The 17,923-nt window shown below is 72.7% G+C and carries 21 protein-coding genes; 8 read left to right on the plus strand and 13 right to left on the minus strand.

From position 1 onward, the window contains the following. Positions 1-1,002, plus strand: a complete 1,002-nt coding sequence (locus ABZ693_RS01300) for a Gfo/Idh/MocA family protein (protein WP_359872008.1) — start codon at positions 1-3, stop codon at positions 1,000-1,002. Continuing rightward, positions 999-1,484 (plus strand): DUF6917 domain-containing protein, encoded by a 486-nt coding sequence (locus tag ABZ693_RS01305; RefSeq protein ID WP_359872010.1) that lies wholly within the window; start codon positions 999-1,001, stop codon positions 1,482-1,484. Before ABZ693_RS01300 ends, ABZ693_RS01305 begins: the two co-directional genes overlap by 4 nt. Before the next feature lie 117 nt (positions 1,485-1,601). On the opposite strand, the gene ABZ693_RS01310 is transcribed toward ABZ693_RS01305, so the two are convergent. From ABZ693_RS01310 to ABZ693_RS01330, 5 genes are all read right to left on the minus strand, one after another. Next, positions 1,602-2,135, minus strand: a complete 534-nt coding sequence (locus ABZ693_RS01310) for an EF-hand domain-containing protein (protein WP_359872012.1) — start codon at positions 2,133-2,135, stop codon at positions 1,602-1,604. 137 nt (positions 2,136-2,272) lie between these two features. Beyond that, positions 2,273-3,529 (minus strand): nucleotide sugar dehydrogenase, encoded by a 1,257-nt coding sequence (locus ABZ693_RS01315; protein ID WP_359872014.1) that lies wholly within the window; start codon positions 3,527-3,529, stop codon positions 2,273-2,275. Positions 3,530-3,670: 141 nt separating this feature from the next. Then, entirely contained in the window at positions 3,671-3,997 is a 327-nt protein-coding gene (locus ABZ693_RS01320; protein ID WP_359872016.1) for a hypothetical protein, read from the minus strand. Between the two features lie 132 nt (positions 3,998-4,129). Further along, a complete protein-coding gene (locus tag ABZ693_RS01325) occupies positions 4,130-5,893 on the minus strand; it encodes a class I adenylate-forming enzyme family protein (protein ID WP_359872018.1) in 1,764 nt (587 codons plus the stop codon). Positions 5,894-5,895: 2 nt separating this feature from the next. Continuing rightward, positions 5,896-7,773, minus strand: a complete 1,878-nt coding sequence (locus tag ABZ693_RS01330; RefSeq protein WP_359872020.1) for a CoA transferase — start codon at positions 7,771-7,773, stop codon at positions 5,896-5,898. Between the two features lie 274 nt (positions 7,774-8,047). On the opposite strand from ABZ693_RS01330, the gene ABZ693_RS01335 reads away from it, so the two are divergent. Beyond that, positions 8,048-9,229 (plus strand): cellulose-binding domain-containing protein, encoded by a 1,182-nt coding sequence (locus ABZ693_RS01335; RefSeq protein WP_359872022.1) that lies wholly within the window; start codon positions 8,048-8,050, stop codon positions 9,227-9,229. Between the two features lie 59 nt (positions 9,230-9,288). Here ABZ693_RS01335 and ABZ693_RS01340 read toward each other — a convergent pair whose 3' ends face one another. The 7 genes from ABZ693_RS01340 to ABZ693_RS01370 all read right to left on the minus strand — a co-directional run bounded on the left by ABZ693_RS01340 (position 9,289) and on the right by ABZ693_RS01370 (position 13,763). After that, a complete protein-coding gene (locus tag ABZ693_RS01340) occupies positions 9,289-9,714 on the minus strand; it encodes an Imm1 family immunity protein (protein ID WP_359872024.1) in 426 nt (141 codons plus the stop codon). 60 nt (positions 9,715-9,774) lie between these two features. Further along, entirely contained in the window at positions 9,775-11,013 is a 1,239-nt protein-coding gene (locus ABZ693_RS01345) for a cytochrome P450 family protein (protein ID WP_359872026.1), read from the minus strand. Then, positions 10,997-12,049, minus strand: coding sequence for a cytochrome P450 (locus tag ABZ693_RS01350; protein ID WP_359872028.1), 1,053 nt, complete (start codon positions 12,047-12,049; stop codon positions 10,997-10,999). The genes ABZ693_RS01345 and ABZ693_RS01350 overlap by 17 nt, the downstream gene beginning before the upstream one ends. A gap of 80 nt (positions 12,050-12,129) precedes the next feature. Beyond that, entirely contained in the window at positions 12,130-12,210 is an 81-nt protein-coding gene (locus ABZ693_RS01355; RefSeq protein WP_359872132.1) for a tryptorubin family RiPP precursor, read from the minus strand. Between the two features lie 386 nt (positions 12,211-12,596). After that, on the minus strand, positions 12,597-13,004 hold the full coding sequence (locus tag ABZ693_RS01360) for a hypothetical protein (RefSeq protein WP_359872030.1): 408 nt from the start codon (positions 13,002-13,004) through the stop codon (positions 12,597-12,599). A 292-nt stretch (positions 13,005-13,296) separates the two neighbouring features. Then, positions 13,297-13,551, minus strand: a complete 255-nt coding sequence (locus ABZ693_RS01365) for a hypothetical protein (protein ID WP_359872033.1) — start codon at positions 13,549-13,551, stop codon at positions 13,297-13,299. Next, entirely contained in the window at positions 13,548-13,763 is a 216-nt protein-coding gene (locus tag ABZ693_RS01370; protein ID WP_359872036.1) for a hypothetical protein, read from the minus strand. The genes ABZ693_RS01365 and ABZ693_RS01370 overlap by 4 nt, the downstream gene beginning before the upstream one ends. 136 nt (positions 13,764-13,899) lie before the next feature. Here ABZ693_RS01370 and ABZ693_RS01375 point away from each other — a divergent pair, with 136 nt between their 5' ends. The 4 genes from ABZ693_RS01375 (at position 13,900) to ABZ693_RS01390 (ending at position 15,582) form a co-directional block, all read left to right on the plus strand. Next, positions 13,900-14,739 carry a helix-turn-helix domain-containing protein gene (locus ABZ693_RS01375; RefSeq protein WP_359872038.1) on the plus strand — a complete coding sequence of 280 codons (840 nt, stop codon included), beginning with the start codon at positions 13,900-13,902 and terminating at the stop codon, positions 14,737-14,739. Then, positions 14,736-14,942: a DUF397 domain-containing protein gene (locus tag ABZ693_RS01380; RefSeq protein ID WP_359872040.1), complete on the plus strand. Its 207-nt coding sequence runs from the start codon at positions 14,736-14,738 to the stop codon at positions 14,940-14,942. The genes ABZ693_RS01375 and ABZ693_RS01380 overlap by 4 nt, the downstream gene beginning before the upstream one ends. A gap of 132 nt (positions 14,943-15,074) precedes the next feature. Beyond that, complete coding sequence (locus ABZ693_RS01385) at positions 15,075-15,281, plus strand: DUF397 domain-containing protein (RefSeq protein ID WP_359872042.1); 207 nt, start codon at positions 15,075-15,077, stop codon at positions 15,279-15,281. Positions 15,282-15,372: 91 nt separating this feature from the next. Continuing rightward, entirely contained in the window at positions 15,373-15,582 is a 210-nt protein-coding gene (locus ABZ693_RS01390) for a DUF397 domain-containing protein (protein WP_359872044.1), read from the plus strand. Positions 15,583-15,745: 163 nt separating this feature from the next. Here ABZ693_RS01390 and ABZ693_RS01395 read toward each other — a convergent pair whose 3' ends face one another. Beyond that, positions 15,746-17,206, minus strand: coding sequence for a DHA2 family efflux MFS transporter permease subunit (locus ABZ693_RS01395; RefSeq protein ID WP_359872046.1), 1,461 nt, complete (start codon positions 17,204-17,206; stop codon positions 15,746-15,748). A gap of 66 nt (positions 17,207-17,272) precedes the next feature. Between ABZ693_RS01395 and ABZ693_RS01400 the strand changes: the two genes are divergently transcribed. Continuing rightward, positions 17,273-17,902 (plus strand): TetR/AcrR family transcriptional regulator, encoded by a 630-nt coding sequence (locus ABZ693_RS01400; protein WP_359872048.1) that lies wholly within the window; start codon positions 17,273-17,275, stop codon positions 17,900-17,902. The last annotated feature ends 21 nt before the right edge of the window (positions 17,903-17,923 follow it).

Genomic DNA, 17,923 nt, shown 5'->3' on the forward strand with positions numbered 1-17,923 from the left:
ATGGCCCGCCCCGCTCACCCCGCATCCCCGCCCCGCCGACTGGGGATCGTCGGCCTCGGCGTGATCTCCCGCTTCTACCTGGAGGCCGCCCGCCGGCTCCCGCGATGGGAGCCGACCGCCGTCTGCGATCTGCGCGACGCCGCACTCGACCCGCACCGCGCCACCCTCGCCTGCCACACCGACCACCGCGCGCTGCTCGCCTCGGGGCAGGTGGACGCGCTGGTCGTGGCCGTCCCCAACCACGCGCACGCCGAGGTCTGCGCGGACGCGCTGCGGGCCGGCGTACCGGTGTGCGTCGAGAAGCCGCTCGCCCTGGACGCGGCCGACGGACACCGGCTGACGCGGCTGTCCGCGGATTACGGCGTCCCGCTGTTCACCGCGTTCCACCGCCGCTACAACGACCGGGTCACCGATCTCGTACGGCGGCTCCCGGCGCCGGGCGCCGGCGGCCCGGCCGTGGCGTCCGTACGGGTGCGCTATCTGGAGCGGATCGAGGAGCACATCGGCTCCGACGACTGGTACCTGGACCCGGCCCGCTCCGGAGGCGGCTGCGTCGCCGACAACGGCCCCAACGCCTTCGACCTGGTACGGATGGTGCTCGGCGACCCCGCCGTCCGCGTGACCGAGTCCCGTATCGAGCGGGACGGCACCGGGCTCGACCGGCGGGCGCTCGTCACCCTGGAGGGCCCCGACGGACGACGGGGCGAGGTCGAGCTCGACTGGTCGTACCCGGGGGAGGCCAAGGACGTCGTGGTCCGCCTGGACGACGGCAGCGAGCTGCGCGCGGACATGCTGGGCGGCCGGCCCGGCTTCAAGGAGTCGCTCTGGCACGAGTACGAGGGCATCCTGGGCGACTTCGCCGGGATCTGCGACGCCGCCGCCCGGCCCGGAACCGATGTCGCGACGGCCGCCGCCGGAGGCATGGCCGCCCTGGAGCTGGTCGCCGCCGCCTACGTCCGAGACGAGGCCCGGACGCCGGCCCGCGCGGAGGAGCGCCGATGACGCACCCGCCGCTGCCTCCCGCGCTCTCCCCGTCGCCGTCCTTGGACGCGGGCCGTCACGAGAACGGGCCCAAGCGCGTCGTGCGCGGCCTCCTCGTCAAGGCGCTGCTGCACGAACGCCACGACCGCGGCATGACCCTGGAGCCGTTCGCGAGCCGCTGCGTACGCCGCGGGGAGGTGCACGAACTGGTCACCACCGACCAGTGGTCGGACCAGCCGGGGGCCCGGGTGGACCGGGTCGGGTTCCTCGGGTTCGCCGAACTCGGCTGCGGCGGCGTCCTCGACCGGGGCGACACCCTCCTGCTGGGCGGCGAGCCGGTCGGCACCGTCCTCGGCTTCGACGGATGCCACCTGCCCAACCACTACAACATCCTGATCCACACGCCCCGGCTGCTCACCGGCCGCACCCTGGCGCTGGTCCCGGAGACCCCGGTCACGTTCGTGCCCGCCCCGCCGGACGGCGGAACGGGCACGAAGCGCTAAGCGATCAAGCGCTGAAGCGATCAAGCGGTGAAGCCGTGAAGAGGTGGATCCGTGAAGCGGCGACGAGTGCGGCGGCCCCTCCCCGAGGAGCCGCCGCATGGTCGTACGGTCCCTCGATCAGCCGAGGAGCTCGACCTCGAGCTGGCCGAAGTGGTACGCGCGGATGGCGTCGAGCAGCTCGGCCTCGGTGAGGTGGCCCTGCCCGGCGGTGTCCACCTTCCGGAAGGCGTCCGCGACGTCGGCCGCGGGGACGCCGACGGCCTGCAGCCAGGCGGCGAACTCGTCGCCGTCGATGACGCCGTCGTTGTTGCGGTCGCACAGCGCGATGAGGCCGGTGGCGACCGGGCCGAGCACGTTGTTGAACGTGGCCGGGCCGGACTGGAACATCTTGCCGGCGACGTCCATGAACTGCTCGCGGGTCAGCGAGCCCTCCGGAGAGATGCCCGCCTCCTTGGCGAGGTAGCCGAACATGCCCTGGAAGGCGTCGTTCAGCTGGACGGCCTCGGCCGGGGACTTGCCGAAGGCGCCGGCGATCTTGACGGCCTCGCCGACGAAGTCGGACGCCTCCAGAACGCCGTTGCCGTTGGTGTCCCACTTGTCGAAGCGCTTCGACAGACGGTCCTGCACGGTGCTCTCGAGCGACGTGGTCATTTCCGTGTCTCCTTTTCTTGGTGATGCCGTGTTACGTGCTGCCGTGGCCGGAGGGGTGTCCGGTCACGGCCCGCGGTGTGAGGTCGGCGAGGATCGAAGTCCCTGTCTCACACCACGAGTTCGTGGTCCGGGTGGCGTCAGAGCCGCTCCACCCGGTGTCCTTCGGCGGTGCCGCGGGTGTCGAGCACCGGGCGGCCGGCCGCGTCCCAGTCGACGGAGCGGTACTCCGCGTGGTCCTGCAGCAGCACCGCCAGGTCCGCCCCGGCGACCGCCTCGCGGGCGGACGCCTGCCGGGGTACCGGCACGCCGTCCACCGCGAAGTCCTCGGTGTACGGGTCGTGGTGGACGACCCGTACACCGGCGGCGCGCAGTCCGCGCACCACCGCGTACGCGGGCGACTCGCGCAGGTCCGCGACATCGGCCTTGTACGTCACGCCCAGCAGCGCCAACCGGGCTTCCGCGGGGTCCGTGCCGGTGCGGCGCAGCAGCCCGCGGGCCCGCTCCACGACGTGCCCGGGCATCGCGTCCAGGACCTCGCGCGCGGCGTCGAGGGTGCGGAACGAGAAGCCCCGCGCCGCCGCGTGGGCCATCAGATAGCGAGGATCGACCGGCACGCAGTGCCCGCCCACCCCCGGCCCGGGCCGGAAGGGCGCGAAGCCGAAGGGTTTGGTGCCGGCGCACCGCAGCGCGTCCCAGACGTCGATGCCCACCCGCTCGCAGTAGAGGGCGGCCTCGTCGACCAGCGCGATGTTGACGTACCGGTAGGCGTTCTCCAGCAGCTTGGCCATCTCGGCCTCGCGGGTGCCGCGCGCCACCACGACCTCGTCGACGAGCTGTTCGTAGAACCCGGCCGCGTGCTTGGCGCACAGCGTGGTGCAGCCGCTGACGATCTTCGGGGTGTCGCGGAGCGAGAAGCGCCCGTTGCCGGGGTCGATGCGTTCGGGCGAGTAGGCGAGGTGGAAGTCCTCGCCCACGCGCAGACCGGTCGCCTCCAGGAGCGGGCGGACGATCTCCTCGGTGGTGCCGGGATGGCTGGTGGACTCCACCGAGACCAGCGTGCCGGGCGACAGCCGGCCGGCCACCGTGCGTACGGCCGAGGTCAGCGGTCCCAGGTCCGGCTCCCCTGACGGGGTGAGGCCGGTCGGGACGCAGACGGCCACCGTGCGGGCGCCGGTCAGGATGCCGGGGTCGGTGGCGGCCCGGAACCCCGCCGCGGTCATCGCGGCGATGTCCCGGTCGCCGAGGTCGCCGACGTGCGAGCGGCCCTGGGCGAGGCCGTCGACGACGGCGGGGTCGGTGTCGTGGCCGACCACGTCGAGTCCTGCTTCGCAAGCCCGGCGGGCCAGCGGCAGACCCACGTAACCGAGGCCCACCACGGCGAGATCCGCAGGCATGTTCCCCCTGTCGAGCGAGTCGGACGTGCTGCATTTCCTGGTGCGGCGCGGATCAGGTGCGGTTCAGTCGCTGGTCGGGCGCTGAGGGAACCTGATCGGATACGGCGCGGGTACGGGTACGGGTGCCGGCGCGAGCGCGGGTCAGGCGCTGAAGCTGCCCGCGCCGCCCGGCACATGGGTGCCGTGCCCGGGGGCGACCGTGACGGACGGCCCGAGACAGAACGGGTTGCCGTAGACGCGCACCGGCCGGTCGGTGTGGTTGCCGAGGACGTGGGCCAGCGCCGGCAGCGCCTGGCAGCCCTTCGGGTCGTCGTAGACGGTGAGCGCCTGCGCCTCCGTCTCGAAGACCGTGACCGTTCCGCCGGAGGAGGCGGCCGGGGCGGTGGGAGCGGCGACCGCCGGGATCTGGGCCAGGCCGATGAGGGCGGCGGCACCGAGAACGGCGGAGGCGAGGACAGAGCGTCGCACGAACGGCTCTCCTAACTGGAAGCACACCAACTGAGCTGCGGAAACAAGGAAGTTGAATCCCTCATTCCGTTTCTTCCTTCAGCATGGCACGGGCGGTGAGGCCTGGATGCGGATAAGCCTGCTTTTACTGCTTTAGAGTGAAGAAGACCGGTGTGTGTTGTCAGAGATGTGGTCGAGTCGGCGGTCCTTCCCCGGCCCGTCACCCCCGCTCCGCGGCGCCGCGCCGAGCACGCGGGCGGCGTGCGCGGCCGCCGACCGCCGGCAGACCTTGCCCGTCGGCCCGGTCGGCAGCCGGTCCAGCACCACCAGGTACTCGGGGAACTTCCGGCGCTCCAGGCCGCGCGCGCCCAGGAACGCGGTGAGCGCCGCCAGGGCCGGCGCGGGCGCCCCCGGCGCGGGCCGCACGCAGGCGCACAGCCGCTCCCCGAACTCCTCGTCCGGCACCGGTACGCAGACCGCCTCCGCGACCCCGGGATGAGCCCCGAGCTCGCGCTCCACCTCGGCGGGGCTGAGCGTGAGCCCGCCGCGGATGACCACGTTCTTGATCCGGCCGAGGACGTGCAGCCGCCCGGCCTCGTCGAGCAGGCCCAGATCACCGGTGCGGACCCAGCCGCCGGCCGTCCGGTACCGGGCGTCCAGATCGGGCGCGCCGACGTAACACAGCGGTGTCATCGGGCCCTTGGCGAGGATCTCGCCGTGCTCACCGGCCGCCGCCTCACCGCCGTCCGGGCGGACGATCCGGAGGGCGGCCACCGCCGGGTCCGGGGTGCCCGCGCTGTCGCCGGCGGGGTGACCGGGGGCCGCCGTATGGCAGTTGACCCCGTCCGACGAGCCGTACACGGTGATCACCGGCAGTCCGAACCGCGCCCGGCAGGCGGCCGCCGTGGAGGCCGGCAGCTCGGCTCCGCTGGAGACCAGCGACCGCAGCGACGACAGGTCCTCGTCCGGGGCGGCGGGCAGGTCGGCCAGCCGCCGCAGCATGGTGGGCACGCCGAACAGATGGGTGGCCTTGTGCCGTACGGCCGCCCGCAGCGCGCCCGCCGCGTCGAACCGCTCCTGGACCAGCAGGGTGCCGCCAAGGACCGCCAGGGTCACCGGCACGCCCAGCGACCCGAACGACGAGGCGAGTGGCACGAGGACGAGCGGCCGGAACGGCGCGGTCGGCGGCCCGGCGAGCGCCCGTACGTACGCGGCGCGGCCCCCGGCCATGGCCTGGTGGCTGTAGGCGACCATCTTCGGATCCGCCTCGGAACCGGACGAGACGAGGACGCGGGCCGGCGCCCGCGCCGGGGCGGGCCGCGCGGCCGGTGCGTACGGCGGCCCGGGCGCGTCCAGGGAGCGCGCGCCCGGCGGGACCTCGGCCGCGGTGGTGAACACCGCGCGCAGACGGCGGAGTCCGGCCGAGGCCCGTACATCCGCCGCCTCCGCGAACACCGCACCGGCCGCGCGGGACCGCTCCAGCAGGCTCAGGGTGTCCCGCACCCCGCCACCCAGGGGGTACGGGAGGGCGACCGCGCCCAGCGCGTACACGGCGAGTTCGGCGGCGACCGCCCGCCGCCCGTTGGGCATCCGGAGCGCGATCACGTCGCGCGGGCCGAGCCCCGCGTCGGCGAACAGGCCCGCGATCCGCAGGACGTCCGCGTACAGACCGGCGTACGAGACCGTGCCCTCGGCGTCCACGACGGCGTCCTGGTCCGGGCGGACCAGCGCCCGTTCGCGGAACAGCGTGAACAGGTCCTCCTCCGGGCACAGCCCCCGCGCCTGCCACACCAGCCGGTCGGCGAGCGGCACGCGGTCGGGCAGCTCCAGCCCGTCGCGGGACCGCCATACGGGGCCGGCCGCGGTGCTCGGGCCGGCCGGCCTGCCGCCGCGCACCGTCGCGTCGAGTCGTTCCATGCTCACCACTCCCCGTCGAAGTCCCACGGCCGGGCGGGGCGGGCGTGCGGCACCCGCGCGTCCGGCGCTCGTACGGCCCGTACGAAGGCCGGGTCGGCGGCCAGGCCGTCGAGCCCGGTGCACACCGCCACGGCCGGGAGACCCGCGTCCCGCAGCAACTCCAGCCACTCCCGCGTGCCGCGCTCCCGCAGCCGCCGCCCCAGCGCGGCGATGCCCGTGACACCGGCCGCCCGGACCACCTCCTCCGGCCGCTCGCGCGCCGCCGCCCCCGCGTACAGCAGGCCGTCCGCCGTCGGCAGCGGCCGGTCGAGAACGCCCATCCGGACCCGGTGACCGGCCCGCGGCACGAGCGCCGCCGCCGACAGCAGGGACGACTCGACCAGGCACCCGAGCCGTGTCGTCTCCCGGGCGACCAGGCCGGCGAGCACCGCCTGCGCCAGGAGCAGGCCGCCCAGCACGTCGGTGAGCGTCATCAGGGACGGCGCCGCGGGCTCGCCCGCCGGCCGGAGCGCGGCGGCGAGCCCGCCGTACACCTGGGCCAGGTAGTCGGTCCCGATCGGCGGCACCGGCCCGAGCGCCGTGCCGAAGCCGGACGCCGCCGCGTACACCAGGCCCGGGCGGACCCGGTGCAGGACGTCGGCGTCGAGGCCGAGGGCGCGCGCCTTGCCCGGGGCCCAGTTGTGCAGGAAGACGTCCGCGTCCGCGACGAGCGCGCAGACGGTGTCCCGGCCCCCGGGAGTGGTGATGTCGGCCTCGACCACGGTCTTTCCGGCGTTGAGCGCCGAGAAGCGGGCCGAGCAGTCGCCGGCCATCGGGGGCAGGCCGCGCATCGGGTCGCCGCCGGGCGGCTCGACCCGGACGACGTCGGCGCCCAGGAGGCGCAGCACGTGCCCGGCCATCGGCCCCTGTACGCGGCGGGCGGATTCGACCACGCGGACGCCGGCGAGGGGGAGGGCCGGCTCGTGGGTGTGAAGCCGGGTGTGGGGAGGGCGTGTTCGGGCCGGGCGAGCCTGGGCGAGGGCGGGCGGTGGCGGCGTCATGGACCACGGGAGGAGCCCGGGCGGCGCGGCGATCGCCCACGCGTACACGTCCGCGACCGACACCCCGCTCGCCTCGGCCGCGGCACGGACGGCGGACAGCGGAGTGAGGGCCATCGCGTCGAGCAGGGCCCCGGGGAGCGCGCAGGTCGCGGTCCCGAACCGCTGCTGGAACGGCGCCCAGCCCTGCCCCGCGACCCGCCCCGGCACCCCGAGACGCCGCCAGAAGCCGGCCCAGGCGGTGGGGTCGAGGGTCTCGATCTCGACGCGGGCGCCGTCGGACGTGACCAGCGTGGCCTGCCCGGTGGCCTGCCCGGTGGCTCGCTCGGCGGCCCGCTCGGTGGCCCGCTCCGGGGAGGGGCCGGTGTCGGGCGGGCCGCCGGGGTCCTCACCGGTGTCGCCGTCGCGAGCGGTGTCGGCGGCCAGATACTGCGTCAGGGCCAGCAGGGCGCCCTGCGCCAGCGACGTACGGACGCGGAGCGGATCGTGCCCGCGCCGCCGGGCGAACAGCGCGGCCGTGCTCCCGGCGGCGGCCAGGACCCCGGTCACGGCGGAGACGTAGCCGGCGGTCAGCGGCTGGGGGAATCCGACGGCTCGGCCGTGGACGTGCATCACCCCGCAGGCGGCCTGGACGGCGTACTCGTCGCCCGCGTCGATCGCGACCGGACCCGCCCCGTCCACCGACCAGGTCGCCGTCTCGCGGATGGACCGCGCGGGCGGCGCGGGCAGGGCGCCGACCGTGCGGTGCAGCAGTTCCTCGGCCACCGACACCGCGGTTCCGGTGGACTCCCGCGCGTCGTACCGCGCGCGTCCGGGTGTACCGACCGTTGTTCCGACCGTCATTCGTCCCGCCCCGCCCTTCGCCACGCCGTGACACGAGACCCGGCCGTTCTCCGGCGGCACACGGCTCTCGCGCGTTCCTCCGGTAGGAACAGCAGACGAACGGCTACGGGCACGGCGGCGCCGGATATTCACCCTGACGAGCGAGGTGTCGAAAGGGAGGATGACGCTCCGCTTCCATCGCGACCGGCCGTCCGCAGGCACATTGACAGCCCGTGATTGAAGTAGTTGTCATACATGGGAGCGCTCCCACGATGTCGGCAACCTGGAGGCACCCATGCGCACCCTCGTCACACGATTACGACTCCGACCCTGGGCGGCAGCGGCACTCGCGGCCTTCTCGGCCGTCGGGCTGCTGCTCTACGCCGTCGTCTCGGCACCTCCCAGCAGGGCCGCGGACGCCGCCTGCCGGGTCGACTACACCGTCAACCAGTGGTCCGGCGGCTACACCGCCGCCATCAAGCTCACCAACCTCGGCCCCGCGGTGAGCGGTTGGCGGCTGACCTGGACCTACGGCGGCGACCAGAAGGTGACGTCGGCCTGGAGCGCCACCGCCGCCCAGAGCGGCCAGGCCGTCACCGTCACCAACGCCGCGTGGAACGGCGCGCTGGCGACGGGCGGTTCGGCCGACTTCGGCGTCCAGGGGGCCTTCCAGTCCGCCAACCCCACGCCCACCGACTTCGCGCTCGACGGCGTGGCCTGCGGCGGCACCACGACACCGACCGACCCGGGAACCCCGACCACCCCGCCCCCGACGACCCCGCCGCCCGGCGGTGACTGCGGCGGCGCCGTGGTCTGTTCCGGCTTCGAGGACCAGAGCGGGTCGACACCCTCCGGCGCCTGGCAGTTCGTGGCACCGGACTGCCAGGGCACGGGCACGGTGACGGTCGACACCGCCGTCGCGCACCGCGGCGGCAAGTCGATGCGGGTGGACGGCAAGGCCGGGTACTGCAACCACGCGTTCGTCGCCACGACGGCCAACCTCGCGTCGGTGGGCCCGATGTACGTCCGCATGTGGGTCCGCCACACCACCGCGCTCCCCGCCGCGCACGTCTCCTTCGTCTCCATGCCCGACAGCTCCCAGGCCGGCAAGGCCCTGCGTGTCGGCGGCCAGAACGGCGCCCTCCAGTGGAACCGGGAGATCGACGACGCCACCCTGCCCGCCCAGAGCCCGACCGGCGTGGCGCTCAGCAAGCCCCTGCCGAACGGCAGTTGGCAGTGCCTGCGGTTCGCGGTCAACACGTCGAACGGCAACCTCGACACCTGGCTGGGCGACCAGCAGGTGCCCGGCCTGCACGCGGACGGCGTCCCCACCGCGGACATCGACCAGCAGTGGCTCGCCCGCACCACCCCGCCGCGCCCGACCAGCCTGCGCCTGGGCTGGGAGAGCTACGGCGTCGGTGACGACACCCTCTGGTTCGACGTCGTGGCGGTCGGTTCCACGCCGATCGCCTGCTGAACCACCACTCCCTTCACGCCGCCTGCCGGGTCCCGCTCGGGGCCCGGCAGGCGGGATCATCAGTCGAAGGGCTGCCAGTCGACGCAGGTGGGCCGCTGTCCGCCCGAGAAGACGAACTCCTTCACGGCTTCCCGGACGCGGTCGAGCGGGATCTCGGAGTTCCCAGGGAAGTAGTAGTCGTGCCCGGCGATGTGGTATCTGAGCTCGTCGCCGCTGTCCACAGCCCCCAGGGTGGCGAGGGTCTGTCCTCCGCAACCGAAGGTGATGACGCCCGCGACCTTCTGCGGACTCACGCCGACCAGGAACTCGTGGTCCGTGGACCCGGATGGAAGAAGGGGGCGGTCGGTGGACCCTACGCTTGCCGCCGTGTGCCATTCCTCGCCGGAGAGGAGGTAGTCGATCATCCGATCCACATCCTCGGCCGTTTCGATGACCGCGGGACTCTCGCGGTGCTCACGCCGGTAGTAAGCCTCGGCTCTCGTCACCACGCGCATCCCTCTGGGTGTTGTCGAGGCGCGCGATCGAGGCGCCCCTGCGGCCGGCTGTCAGTGTAGGCGGACCGGGAGGGTGAGGAGGCCGCGGTGGCGGGGGTTGTCCTGCCAGGCGGGGGCCGTGGCCGGGGCGGCGAGGCGGAGGGCGGGGAAGCGGCGCAGGAGGTGGGTGAAGGCGATGCCGGCCTGGAGGCGGGCCAGCGGGGCGCCCAGACAGTGGTGGATGCCGTGGCCGAACGCCAGGTGACCGGAGGCGTCGCGGGTGACGTCGAAGCGGTCGGGGTCCGGGAAGACCTCCGGGTCGCGGTTCGCGGCGAGGAGCGCGATCTGCACGAACTCCCCGGCCGGGATCGTCGTGCCCTCGATGGTCACCGGCTCCGTGGTGTAGCGCAGGGTCGCGATGCCGAACGGACTCTCGCAGCGCAGGACTTCCTCGACCAGACCGGGTATCAGGGAGGCGTCGGCGCGTACGGCGGCGAGCTGCGCGGGGCGGGTGAGGAGGGCGTGGACGCCGTTGGCGACGAGATTGACGGTGGTCTGGTGGCCCGCGATCACCAGCAGGAACGCCATCGAGGTGACTTCCTCCTCGGTGAGCCGGTCGCCGTCGTCGCGGGCGGCGACGAGCGCGGACAGGAGGTCGTCGCCCGGCCGGGCCCGTTTCCGCGCGACCAGCGCGCGCAGCCGGTCCAGGATCGCCTCCGCCGTGGGGACGGACACCTCGCCGTCGCCCTGGTCCCCGGCCTCCGTGTGCCCCCGGACCTGGAGGACGCCGGGCTCGTCCGGCTCCGTGCCGAGCAGGTCGAAGAGGACCGCCAGGGGTAACGGGAGCGCGAACCGCTCGATCAGATCGACCTCGCCCGCACCCTCGCCCGTCCCCTTGTCCAGGGCGTCGAGCAGTGCGGTGACCCGGGTCTCGATCCTGGGCCGCAACGCGGCCACCCGCCGCCGGGTGAAGGCCTGTTGGACCAGCCGGCGTAAGCGGGTGTGGCGCGGCGGGTCGGAGTTGAGCATGTGGCGGGTGAGCCCGCCGCCGGGGCCGCCGGTGGGCAGTCCCGCGTACCGGGCGTACGTCTCCGTCGCCCCGTCCTTGCTCAGCCGCGGATCCGCGAGCGCCGCCCGGCAGGCCGCGTATCCGGTGACGACCCACCCGGCCAGCGGTACGGGCCCGGCGAAGCGGACCTTGCGGACCCCGCCCGCCTCCCGCCACGCCCGGTAGGCCGCGTGCGGGTCGCGGGCGACGGACGCGTCCACCACCTCGACCCCGTCGGCCGTCGGTTCAGACAGTGGCGGCACGCCGTACCTTCGTCACCCGTATGTCGGCCACCCCGAGCAGCCCGGCGAGCGGCACCTTGGCCGTGGTCTGCGCGGGGTCGATGCCCAGGTCCGAGCCGCGGATGAGGTCGAGGAGCAGCCCGGCGAGCGGCATCACCATGTGCCGGCCCCAGCAGCGTTCGGAGGAGTGGCCGAACGGGAGGTAGCCGGGGGCGGTGTCGGGGTCGAGGGTCTCCCAGCGTTCCGGGCGGAACTCGTCGGGGGAGTCCCACAGTTTCGGATCCCGGTGGGAGAGGAGAGGAAGCAGGAGTACGTCGTCGCCCGCGCCGATCCGCTCGTCGATGGCGGGGTACTCGGGGCACGCGTTGCGCAGGATGTTCCAGGACGGCGGAAGCAGCCGCAGCGACTCGTACAGCAGGTGCTCGTTCGGCGTCTCGGGGTCGAACGGCGAGCCGAGCCACAGCGTGTTCGCGACGAGAGTGGAGACCGTGAAGCACACGGGCGCCGCCGCGCGGCGGTACATGCCCAGGGCGTAGCGGCGGTCCTGATACGTGCCGGCGTCGGCCACCAGCCCCGCGAGCGAGGTCAGCGGCGCGCCCTGCCGCCCGGCCCGCTTCGACAGCGGGAACGCGGCGCCCGCCGCGATCACCGACCAGGTGAGCTTGGTGGTGAGTTCGAGGTTGCGGCTCATCAACATCCGCAGCCGGTAGGGGTCGTTGCCGAGCACCATGTCCCGCAGGAACATGTGCCCCGTCAGCGGCCACTCCCCGGACAGATCGACGTCCTCGGGCCGGGGCTGTTCCCGCTTCAGCGCCTCGCGTACGTCGCTGCCGACGGTCCGCATCACGGAGGCGGCTTCACTCCGCGCGATCGAACGGCCGTGCAGCGGCTTGAACGTGGGCCGTTCCGTCTCGGTGGCCCGGCGGGCGGCGAGGATCCGGTCGGCGACCTCGTGCCCGGCGATCCCGATCGTGTCGGGTTCGAGCCGGAACACGTCCTGCCCGAGATGGTCCCGGAACAGGGTGGCGAGGCGGGGGTGGAACACCGTGGCGCGCATGGCAAGTCTCCGGGAGGCCGAGCGGACAGACATCGGCGAGCGGCGTCGTCCCCGCCTCGCGGCGGGGACGACTAGGCGTTCTAGTACCAGATGTACCAGGCACTGGCCTTCAGGCTCTTCTGCGCGGACACCTTGTTGCGAATGGCGAAGAGAAGCTTCATCACTGCACCCCCTTCCAGGGCTGAGACGTCGAACACGGCCTCGTGTGGAGGCCGTGCGCAGCTGGCTCGAAGAGAGTGGGGCAGCTAGATGAACATCAGATGAACACCCAGGCCAGGGTGCCTATTTGAGGGTCTCGGCCGCCGGAAGGAGCCCCATTCGGCGGGCGGCGGGTTCGGCCGGGACGGGCCTCCCGAGGGCTCTGTGGGGAGTGTGGCAAGCACTACGCCTCGGGCGGTGACACCGGCTACCGCTGCTGCGGTAGGTCACCTCCGTCGGACGAGGGGTGCGCGTCGCGCGAGGGCGGACCGGCCGGGGCGAGGTGTGTGGGGCATGACCACGGGCGTCCCGCCGGAGGAACGGGCCGCCCGGCCTCGCGGCGGTCAGGTCAACTCGCCTGACTGGTCAGGATGCAGTGGGGATCGTCGTTGTCCTCGTCGCCGACACGGATCCAGAGCATCAGGACCTTGCCCCGCTTCAAGGCGGCGTAGGCGCTCAGCCATTGCCCGTGATCGACGTCGAAGGACACGCCGACGAAGCTCTGTTTCTTGTTGGAGCCGCTTTCCCACTTGCCGGATCCGGACCGCTTGACATCGCTCAGCCCGAAGCCGTCGATGTAGTGGTAGTCGTTGCAGGCATCCTCGGCGACGAACGTCCCGTCCGGCTTCAGGGTGAGCGTGCCGCCCTCGGAGTCCGTCCATGTGGCGGTGAGTTGGTCCTGAGTCAGGAGGACCGGCTCGCCCTCGGGTGGCGGCCGGTTCCAGATCCTTCCGCAGGCCGTGAGCGCGAGGCTCATGACGAGCAGGATCAGCGTGGTACGACAGGAACGCGACACACTCCACCCCCAGTTGGGTTCCTCAGGGTCGCATGTGCGAGCGGCTGGCTCGCGCATGCCAGCCGTACCCTGACACGAGACTTGAACGCGTTCAAGTTTGAGGGAGGGGGGTGGTTGCCGTGGCGAGCGTGGCCCCGCCCCGCCCGGGGTGGAGGAGCCGGGCGGGGCGGGGGGCTCTAGTGTCGTGAGACGAGTGCGGTGATCGTGACGATCCAAGCGGTGACGCCGAGTGCGGCGATGGCCGTACGCCGCATCAGCCGCTCCGTCTCGTCGCCCGGCTCCCGACGGTCGGCGGCGCGTCCGCCCGAAGGGTCAGCTTCGGTGGGTCGTGGGGGTGGTTGCGGATTTCCACCGCGCAGTCCACGGCCGCGGAGGCGTCGAACCGCGGTCCGGTCGATGCGTAGTGGCGGAACCAAGCGACGAGCAGTGCGCAGACCGTGCAGCCGGGGGCCGGGGCGGGGTGGTGGCGGAGGCCGTGGTCGGTGGACAGTCCGGTGGTGGTCGTCACGGCTTCCCCGGCGGGAGTACGGGGGTGGTGAGGGTGCGGATGCTGTCGCACTCGTTCTCCGTCGGCGGGCGCAGGTCCTCGGCTCGCGCGGTCCATTCCCTGCCTCCGCCCGCGGGGCGGAGGTAGACGAGGTCGTCTTCGTGGGCCATCACCCGTCCGGGTCGTGTGGTCTTCACGCGGGTGTCGACCATGTACGACCCGATGGCGGGCATCGGCGCAGGTTGCGGGCTTGGCTGGGCGGCGAACGCAGGCATCGCTGTCCCTTTCTGTAGCGAATCCACTACGAGGCGTCGCCAGCGTGGCTTAGAGTTCGTAAGTCTTCAAGGTACGAGCCGGGTAGGGAGAGTTATGGTCAACATCAAAGCTCTTGACCCAGACAGCGGGCCCGAAGCCGCCTATGGCGCACGTTTGCGCAGGGTGCGTCAGGAGCGGGGGTGGAAGCAGGATGACCTTGCTATCCAGACGGGATATTCCAGCAAGCATATTTCAGCGGTTGAAACTGCTCGCAGGTCTTCAACTCTTGCGTTCTCAAGGGTCCTTGACGTGGTCTTTGGGCTGGTCGAAACGGCAGAGTCGTTCGAGCGCGAGTGGCGGAAGCTGAGGCACGGCCTGCTGCTGGAGGGGTTCCCCGAGTACGTCCACCAGGAGCGCCGCGCTGTGGAGATCCGGCTCTACGAGGTCGGTGTCATACCGGGCCTGCTCCAGACACCCGAGTACGCCTCTACGCTGGAAGCCGGCATGGTCGAGCGAGGGGCCGTCACGCAGGACCAAGCGGACGCGCGGGTGGAGTTGGTGTCGCAGCGGCAGGCATCTCTAGTGCGGATGCCTCCCCCGTTGGTCTTCGTGGTCCTGGACGAGAGTTGTATCCGGCGTCCTGTGGGGACCAGGTCTGCCGTGGTCGCTCAGCTCGAAGCATTGCTCGACTTTGCCAAGAAGCCCACGACGGTCCTGCAGATCGCTCCGTTCGCGATGGGGGAGCGTAGGTCGCTCACGCTACCCATCACGGTGTTGACCATGCCGGACAGGTCTCTCATGGCCTACGCGGAGTCCTCGCAGCGAGGTCACCTGGACAGGGAAAGCTCGTCGATCGTCCCCATACTGACGGCCTACCATCAGCTACAGGCCGAAGCGCTCTCGCAAAGTGCCTCGGTTGCCATGATTAATGAGGTACGAAAGGGCATGACGTGACGACCGATTCCCCTCAGTGGATCAAGAGTTCATACTCCGGTGGCGGCGGTCAGTGTGTTGAGGTCGCCACCAACCTCGCCGCCTCGCACGGCACCGTCCCCGTCCGTGACTCGAAGGTCTCCGACGGGCCCTCGCTCAGCGTCTCCGCCGCCGCGTTCTCATCGTTCGTCACCGGCGTCAAGGACGACACCCTCGGATCCTGACGCATCAAGAGGCCCTGCCCCGCCCTCAGCTCAAGAGCAGGGCGGGGCTTCTTCATGTGCCCTGGTCGCCTGTTCCGCCACGACCTACGTTGTAGGGGAACCCTTTTCGGCTCACCGTACGAAGGGGCATCCATGACGACCGAATCCCCCCGCTGGTTCAAGTCCTCCTATAGTGGCAATGGCGGCAGTTGCGTCGAGGTCGCCACCAACCTCATCGCCGCGCGTGGCATCGTTCCTGTCCGTGACTCGAAGGTTCCGGCCGGTCCGTCCCTGGCCGTCACCGCCGCCGCGTTCGCCGCGTTCGTCGGCTCCGTCAAGGACGACACCCTCGGCGCCTGACGCACCAAGAAGCCCCGCCCCAGCAGTAGTTCGGCAGCATGGCGGGGCTTCGCCATGCACCCCTTCGACTCTCCGTACGAAAGGGCACGAGATGACGACCGAATCCCCTCGCTGGTTCAAGTCTTCCTACAGCAACAACGGGGGTACATGCGTCGAGTGGGCCCCGGCGTGTGCATCCGTCACCGGCACCATCCCCGTACGCGACTCCAAGAACGTCACCGGACCTGTCCTCGACGTCTCCACCACCGCGTTCGCCGTCTTCGTGGCGGGCGTCAAGGGCGACGGGTTCGACCTCGTCTGACGCGCGCCGCAGAGCCCCGCCGCACCCCCTTGGCCGGGAGTGCGGCGGGGTTCGTCACGCGTACGGATGTCAGGGCATGGTCGCCCGGATCGGAGCAGGGTCGTGGCCGGGGCGGCGAAGCCGTCGGGCAGGTCCCGAACCGGGGTGGGGCGGGAGTGGGAGGTCATCGTTGGTCTCCTTCGAGGACGCGGGCGGCGGCCGGGGCCTGCTCGGGCGAAGCGACGGGCTGCGGCGGCGCGGCCGGGGCCGGGGGTACGGCCGGGGCCGGGACGCGCAGGGCGAGACCGGCGACGGCGGCGGCCAGGCTGACGCCGGTGGCGCTCCCGTACACGGCGGCGTACGGCTCCGCGCCCGTACCGGAGACCTCCGCGATGATGACGGCCGTGGCCGCGATGCCGAGGCCGCCGCCGACTTGGCGGGCGGCCATGACCATGCCGGTCGCGGCGGCGAAGTGCTGCGGCGGGGAGGAGAGCGCGGCGGCGCTGGAGATGCCGACGGTGGCCAGGCCGACGCCCGCGCCCATGACCACTCCGGCGGGGAGCCAGAGCGTCCAGAAGTGCGGTTCGGTGTCGATCAGCAGGGCCAGGGCGGCCGTCGAGGCGGCGATGACCGCCGAGCCCGCCGCCACCATCGTGCGCGGGGTGAGCGCGAGGCCGAGCCGTCCGATGCCGACGCCGACCACGGCGGTGGCCAGCGCCGCCGGGCTCATCGCGAGGCCGGCTTCCAGGGTGGAGTAGCCCCAGGCGTCGGTCATGAAGAGCACGCCGAGCAGCATCGTGGCGAACAGTGAGGCGCCGTACGCGGCGGAGACGCCGCTCGCGACGGCGAAGGTCCGGCTGCGGAAGAGGTCGAGCCGCAGGGCCGGGCGCGGATGCCGGAGCGAACGGATCACGGTCGCCGCGCCGGAGAGCACGGTGACGCCGGCGGCGGCGAGCACGTGGACGGAGGTCCAGCCGTGGTCGGGGCCCTGCGTCAGCCCGTACACCGCCGATCCGATGCCGAGGGCGAGCAGTACCCCGCCCACGAGGTCGGGCCCCTTGCCGGTGCGGGACTCGCCGGCCGGCAGCTTCCGTCCGGCGATCAGCACCCAGGCGCCCACCGGCAGGTTGAGGCAGAACAGGGCCCGCCAGTCGAGGACTTCGACCAGGAGGCCGCCGAGGGCGGGTCCCGCGGCGGCGGCGAGGGCGCCCGCCGCGCTCCACAGGCCGATCGCGGCGCGCCGGCGCTCGACGGGGATCTCCGTGAGGACCAGGGCCAGTGAGGCGGGGACCAGCAGCGCCGCCGCGAGGCCCTGGACGGCGCGGGCGCCGAGCAGGACGGGCAGGTTCGGGGCCAGGGCGATCAGTAGCGACGACACCGTGAAGCCGGCGACGCCGACCAGGAACAGCCGGGCCCGGCCGACCGAGTCGGCCAGCGGGCCGGCCGGGGCGAGCAGGGCGGCGAAGGGGATCACGTAGGCGGTGGCGACCCACGAGACGGTGGTCAGCGAGACGTCGAAGCCGGCGGCGATCGGCGGAACCGCCAGGTTGGTGACGGTGGCGTCGAGAAAGCTCAGGAAGGTGCCGGCGCAGGCGAGTAAGAGCGCGAGGGAGGCCCGGCGGGCGGCCGGGGCGGGAGGCGTCATGGCGAGGATTCAAGAGTACGATCGTTCGTTCGTCAATGGCGTACGGTCGTTTGCTAAGCTGCCGGTATGGCAGGACGTGCATCGGCTCAGGCAGCGCTCGAAACCCGGCGGTCGGTCCTCGGAGCCGCCGCCGAACTCGCCTCCATGGAAGGCCTGGACAGCGTCACGATCGGCCGGCTCGCGGACCGGCTCGGGATGAGCAAGGCCGGCGTGATCGGCCAGTTCGGCAGCAAGGAACGGCTCCAGCTGGAGACGGTCGACCTCGTCGCGAAGGACGCCCGCGCCCGGGTCTGGGAACCGGTGCGCCACCTCGACACCGGACTGCCGCGCCTGCTGGCCCTCTGCGCGTCCTGGGTGCGCTACGCCGCCGACCCCGGCTACCCCGGGGGCTGTCTGCTCACCCAGGTCACCTACGACTACGACGGCCGCGACGGCGCCGTGCACGACCGGATCGCCGCGGTCCGTACCCGCTGGCGGGACATCGTGCGCCGCGACATCGAGCTGGCCGTCGCCGCCGGGGACCTCCCGCCGGAGACGGACCCGCCCCAGGTCGTCTTCGGGCTCGAATCCCTGGCCGTCGGCATCACCCCGGCGCGGCTCCTGCACGGCGACAGCCGGACGGAGGACTGGGCGCTGCGCGGGATGTACGCGATCCTGGGCGTGAAGAACCCCGCCGCACTCCCGGGGAGGGAGTGAGACGGGGCTCTTCGGTGCTCG

The sequence above is a fragment of the Streptomyces laurentii genome (assembly GCF_040635425.1).
In the GTDB taxonomy this organism is placed as follows: Bacteria; Actinomycetota; Actinomycetes; order Streptomycetales; family Streptomycetaceae; genus Streptomyces; species Streptomyces laurentii.

What these genes read in the sequence shown, in the direction of transcription:
- ABZ693_RS01300 (WP_359872008.1), top strand. Translation starts at nt 1, where the DNA reads ATGGCCCGCCCCGCTCACCCCGCATCCCCGCCCCGCCGACTGGGGATC.
- ABZ693_RS01305 (WP_359872010.1), top strand. Translation starts at nt 999, where the DNA reads ATGACGCACCCGCCGCTGCCTCCCGCGCTCTCCCCGTCGCCGTCCTTG.
- ABZ693_RS01310 (WP_359872012.1), bottom strand. Translation starts at nt 2,135, where the DNA reads ATGACCACGTCGCTCGAGAGCACCGTGCAGGACCGTCTGTCGAAGCGC.
- ABZ693_RS01315 (WP_359872014.1), bottom strand. Translation starts at nt 3,529, where the DNA reads ATGCCTGCGGATCTCGCCGTGGTGGGCCTCGGTTACGTGGGTCTGCCG.
- ABZ693_RS01325 (WP_359872018.1), bottom strand. Translation starts at nt 5,893, where the DNA reads ATGGAACGACTCGACGCGACGGTGCGCGGCGGCAGGCCGGCCGGCCCG.
- ABZ693_RS01330 (WP_359872020.1), bottom strand. Translation starts at nt 7,773, where the DNA reads ATGACGGTCGGAACAACGGTCGGTACACCCGGACGCGCGCGGTACGAC.
- ABZ693_RS01335 (WP_359872022.1), top strand. Translation starts at nt 8,048, where the DNA reads ATGCGCACCCTCGTCACACGATTACGACTCCGACCCTGGGCGGCAGCG.
- ABZ693_RS01350 (WP_359872028.1), bottom strand. Translation starts at nt 12,049, where the DNA reads ATGCGCGCCACGGTGTTCCACCCCCGCCTCGCCACCCTGTTCCGGGAC.
- ABZ693_RS01355 (WP_359872132.1), bottom strand. Translation starts at nt 12,210, where the DNA reads ATGAAGCTTCTCTTCGCCATTCGCAACAAGGTGTCCGCGCAGAAGAGC.
- ABZ693_RS01360 (WP_359872030.1), bottom strand. Translation starts at nt 13,004, where the DNA reads ATGAGCCTCGCGCTCACGGCCTGCGGAAGGATCTGGAACCGGCCGCCA.
- ABZ693_RS01370 (WP_359872036.1), bottom strand. Translation starts at nt 13,763, where the DNA reads ATGCCCGCCATCGGGTCGTACATGGTCGACACCCGCGTGAAGACCACA.
- ABZ693_RS01375 (WP_359872038.1), top strand. Translation starts at nt 13,900, where the DNA reads ATGGTCAACATCAAAGCTCTTGACCCAGACAGCGGGCCCGAAGCCGCC.
- ABZ693_RS01385 (WP_359872042.1), top strand. Translation starts at nt 15,075, where the DNA reads ATGACGACCGAATCCCCCCGCTGGTTCAAGTCCTCCTATAGTGGCAAT.
- ABZ693_RS01390 (WP_359872044.1), top strand. Translation starts at nt 15,373, where the DNA reads ATGACGACCGAATCCCCTCGCTGGTTCAAGTCTTCCTACAGCAACAAC.
- ABZ693_RS01395 (WP_359872046.1), bottom strand. Translation starts at nt 17,206, where the DNA reads ATGACGCCTCCCGCCCCGGCCGCCCGCCGGGCCTCCCTCGCGCTCTTA.
- ABZ693_RS01400 (WP_359872048.1), top strand. Translation starts at nt 17,273, where the DNA reads ATGGCAGGACGTGCATCGGCTCAGGCAGCGCTCGAAACCCGGCGGTCG.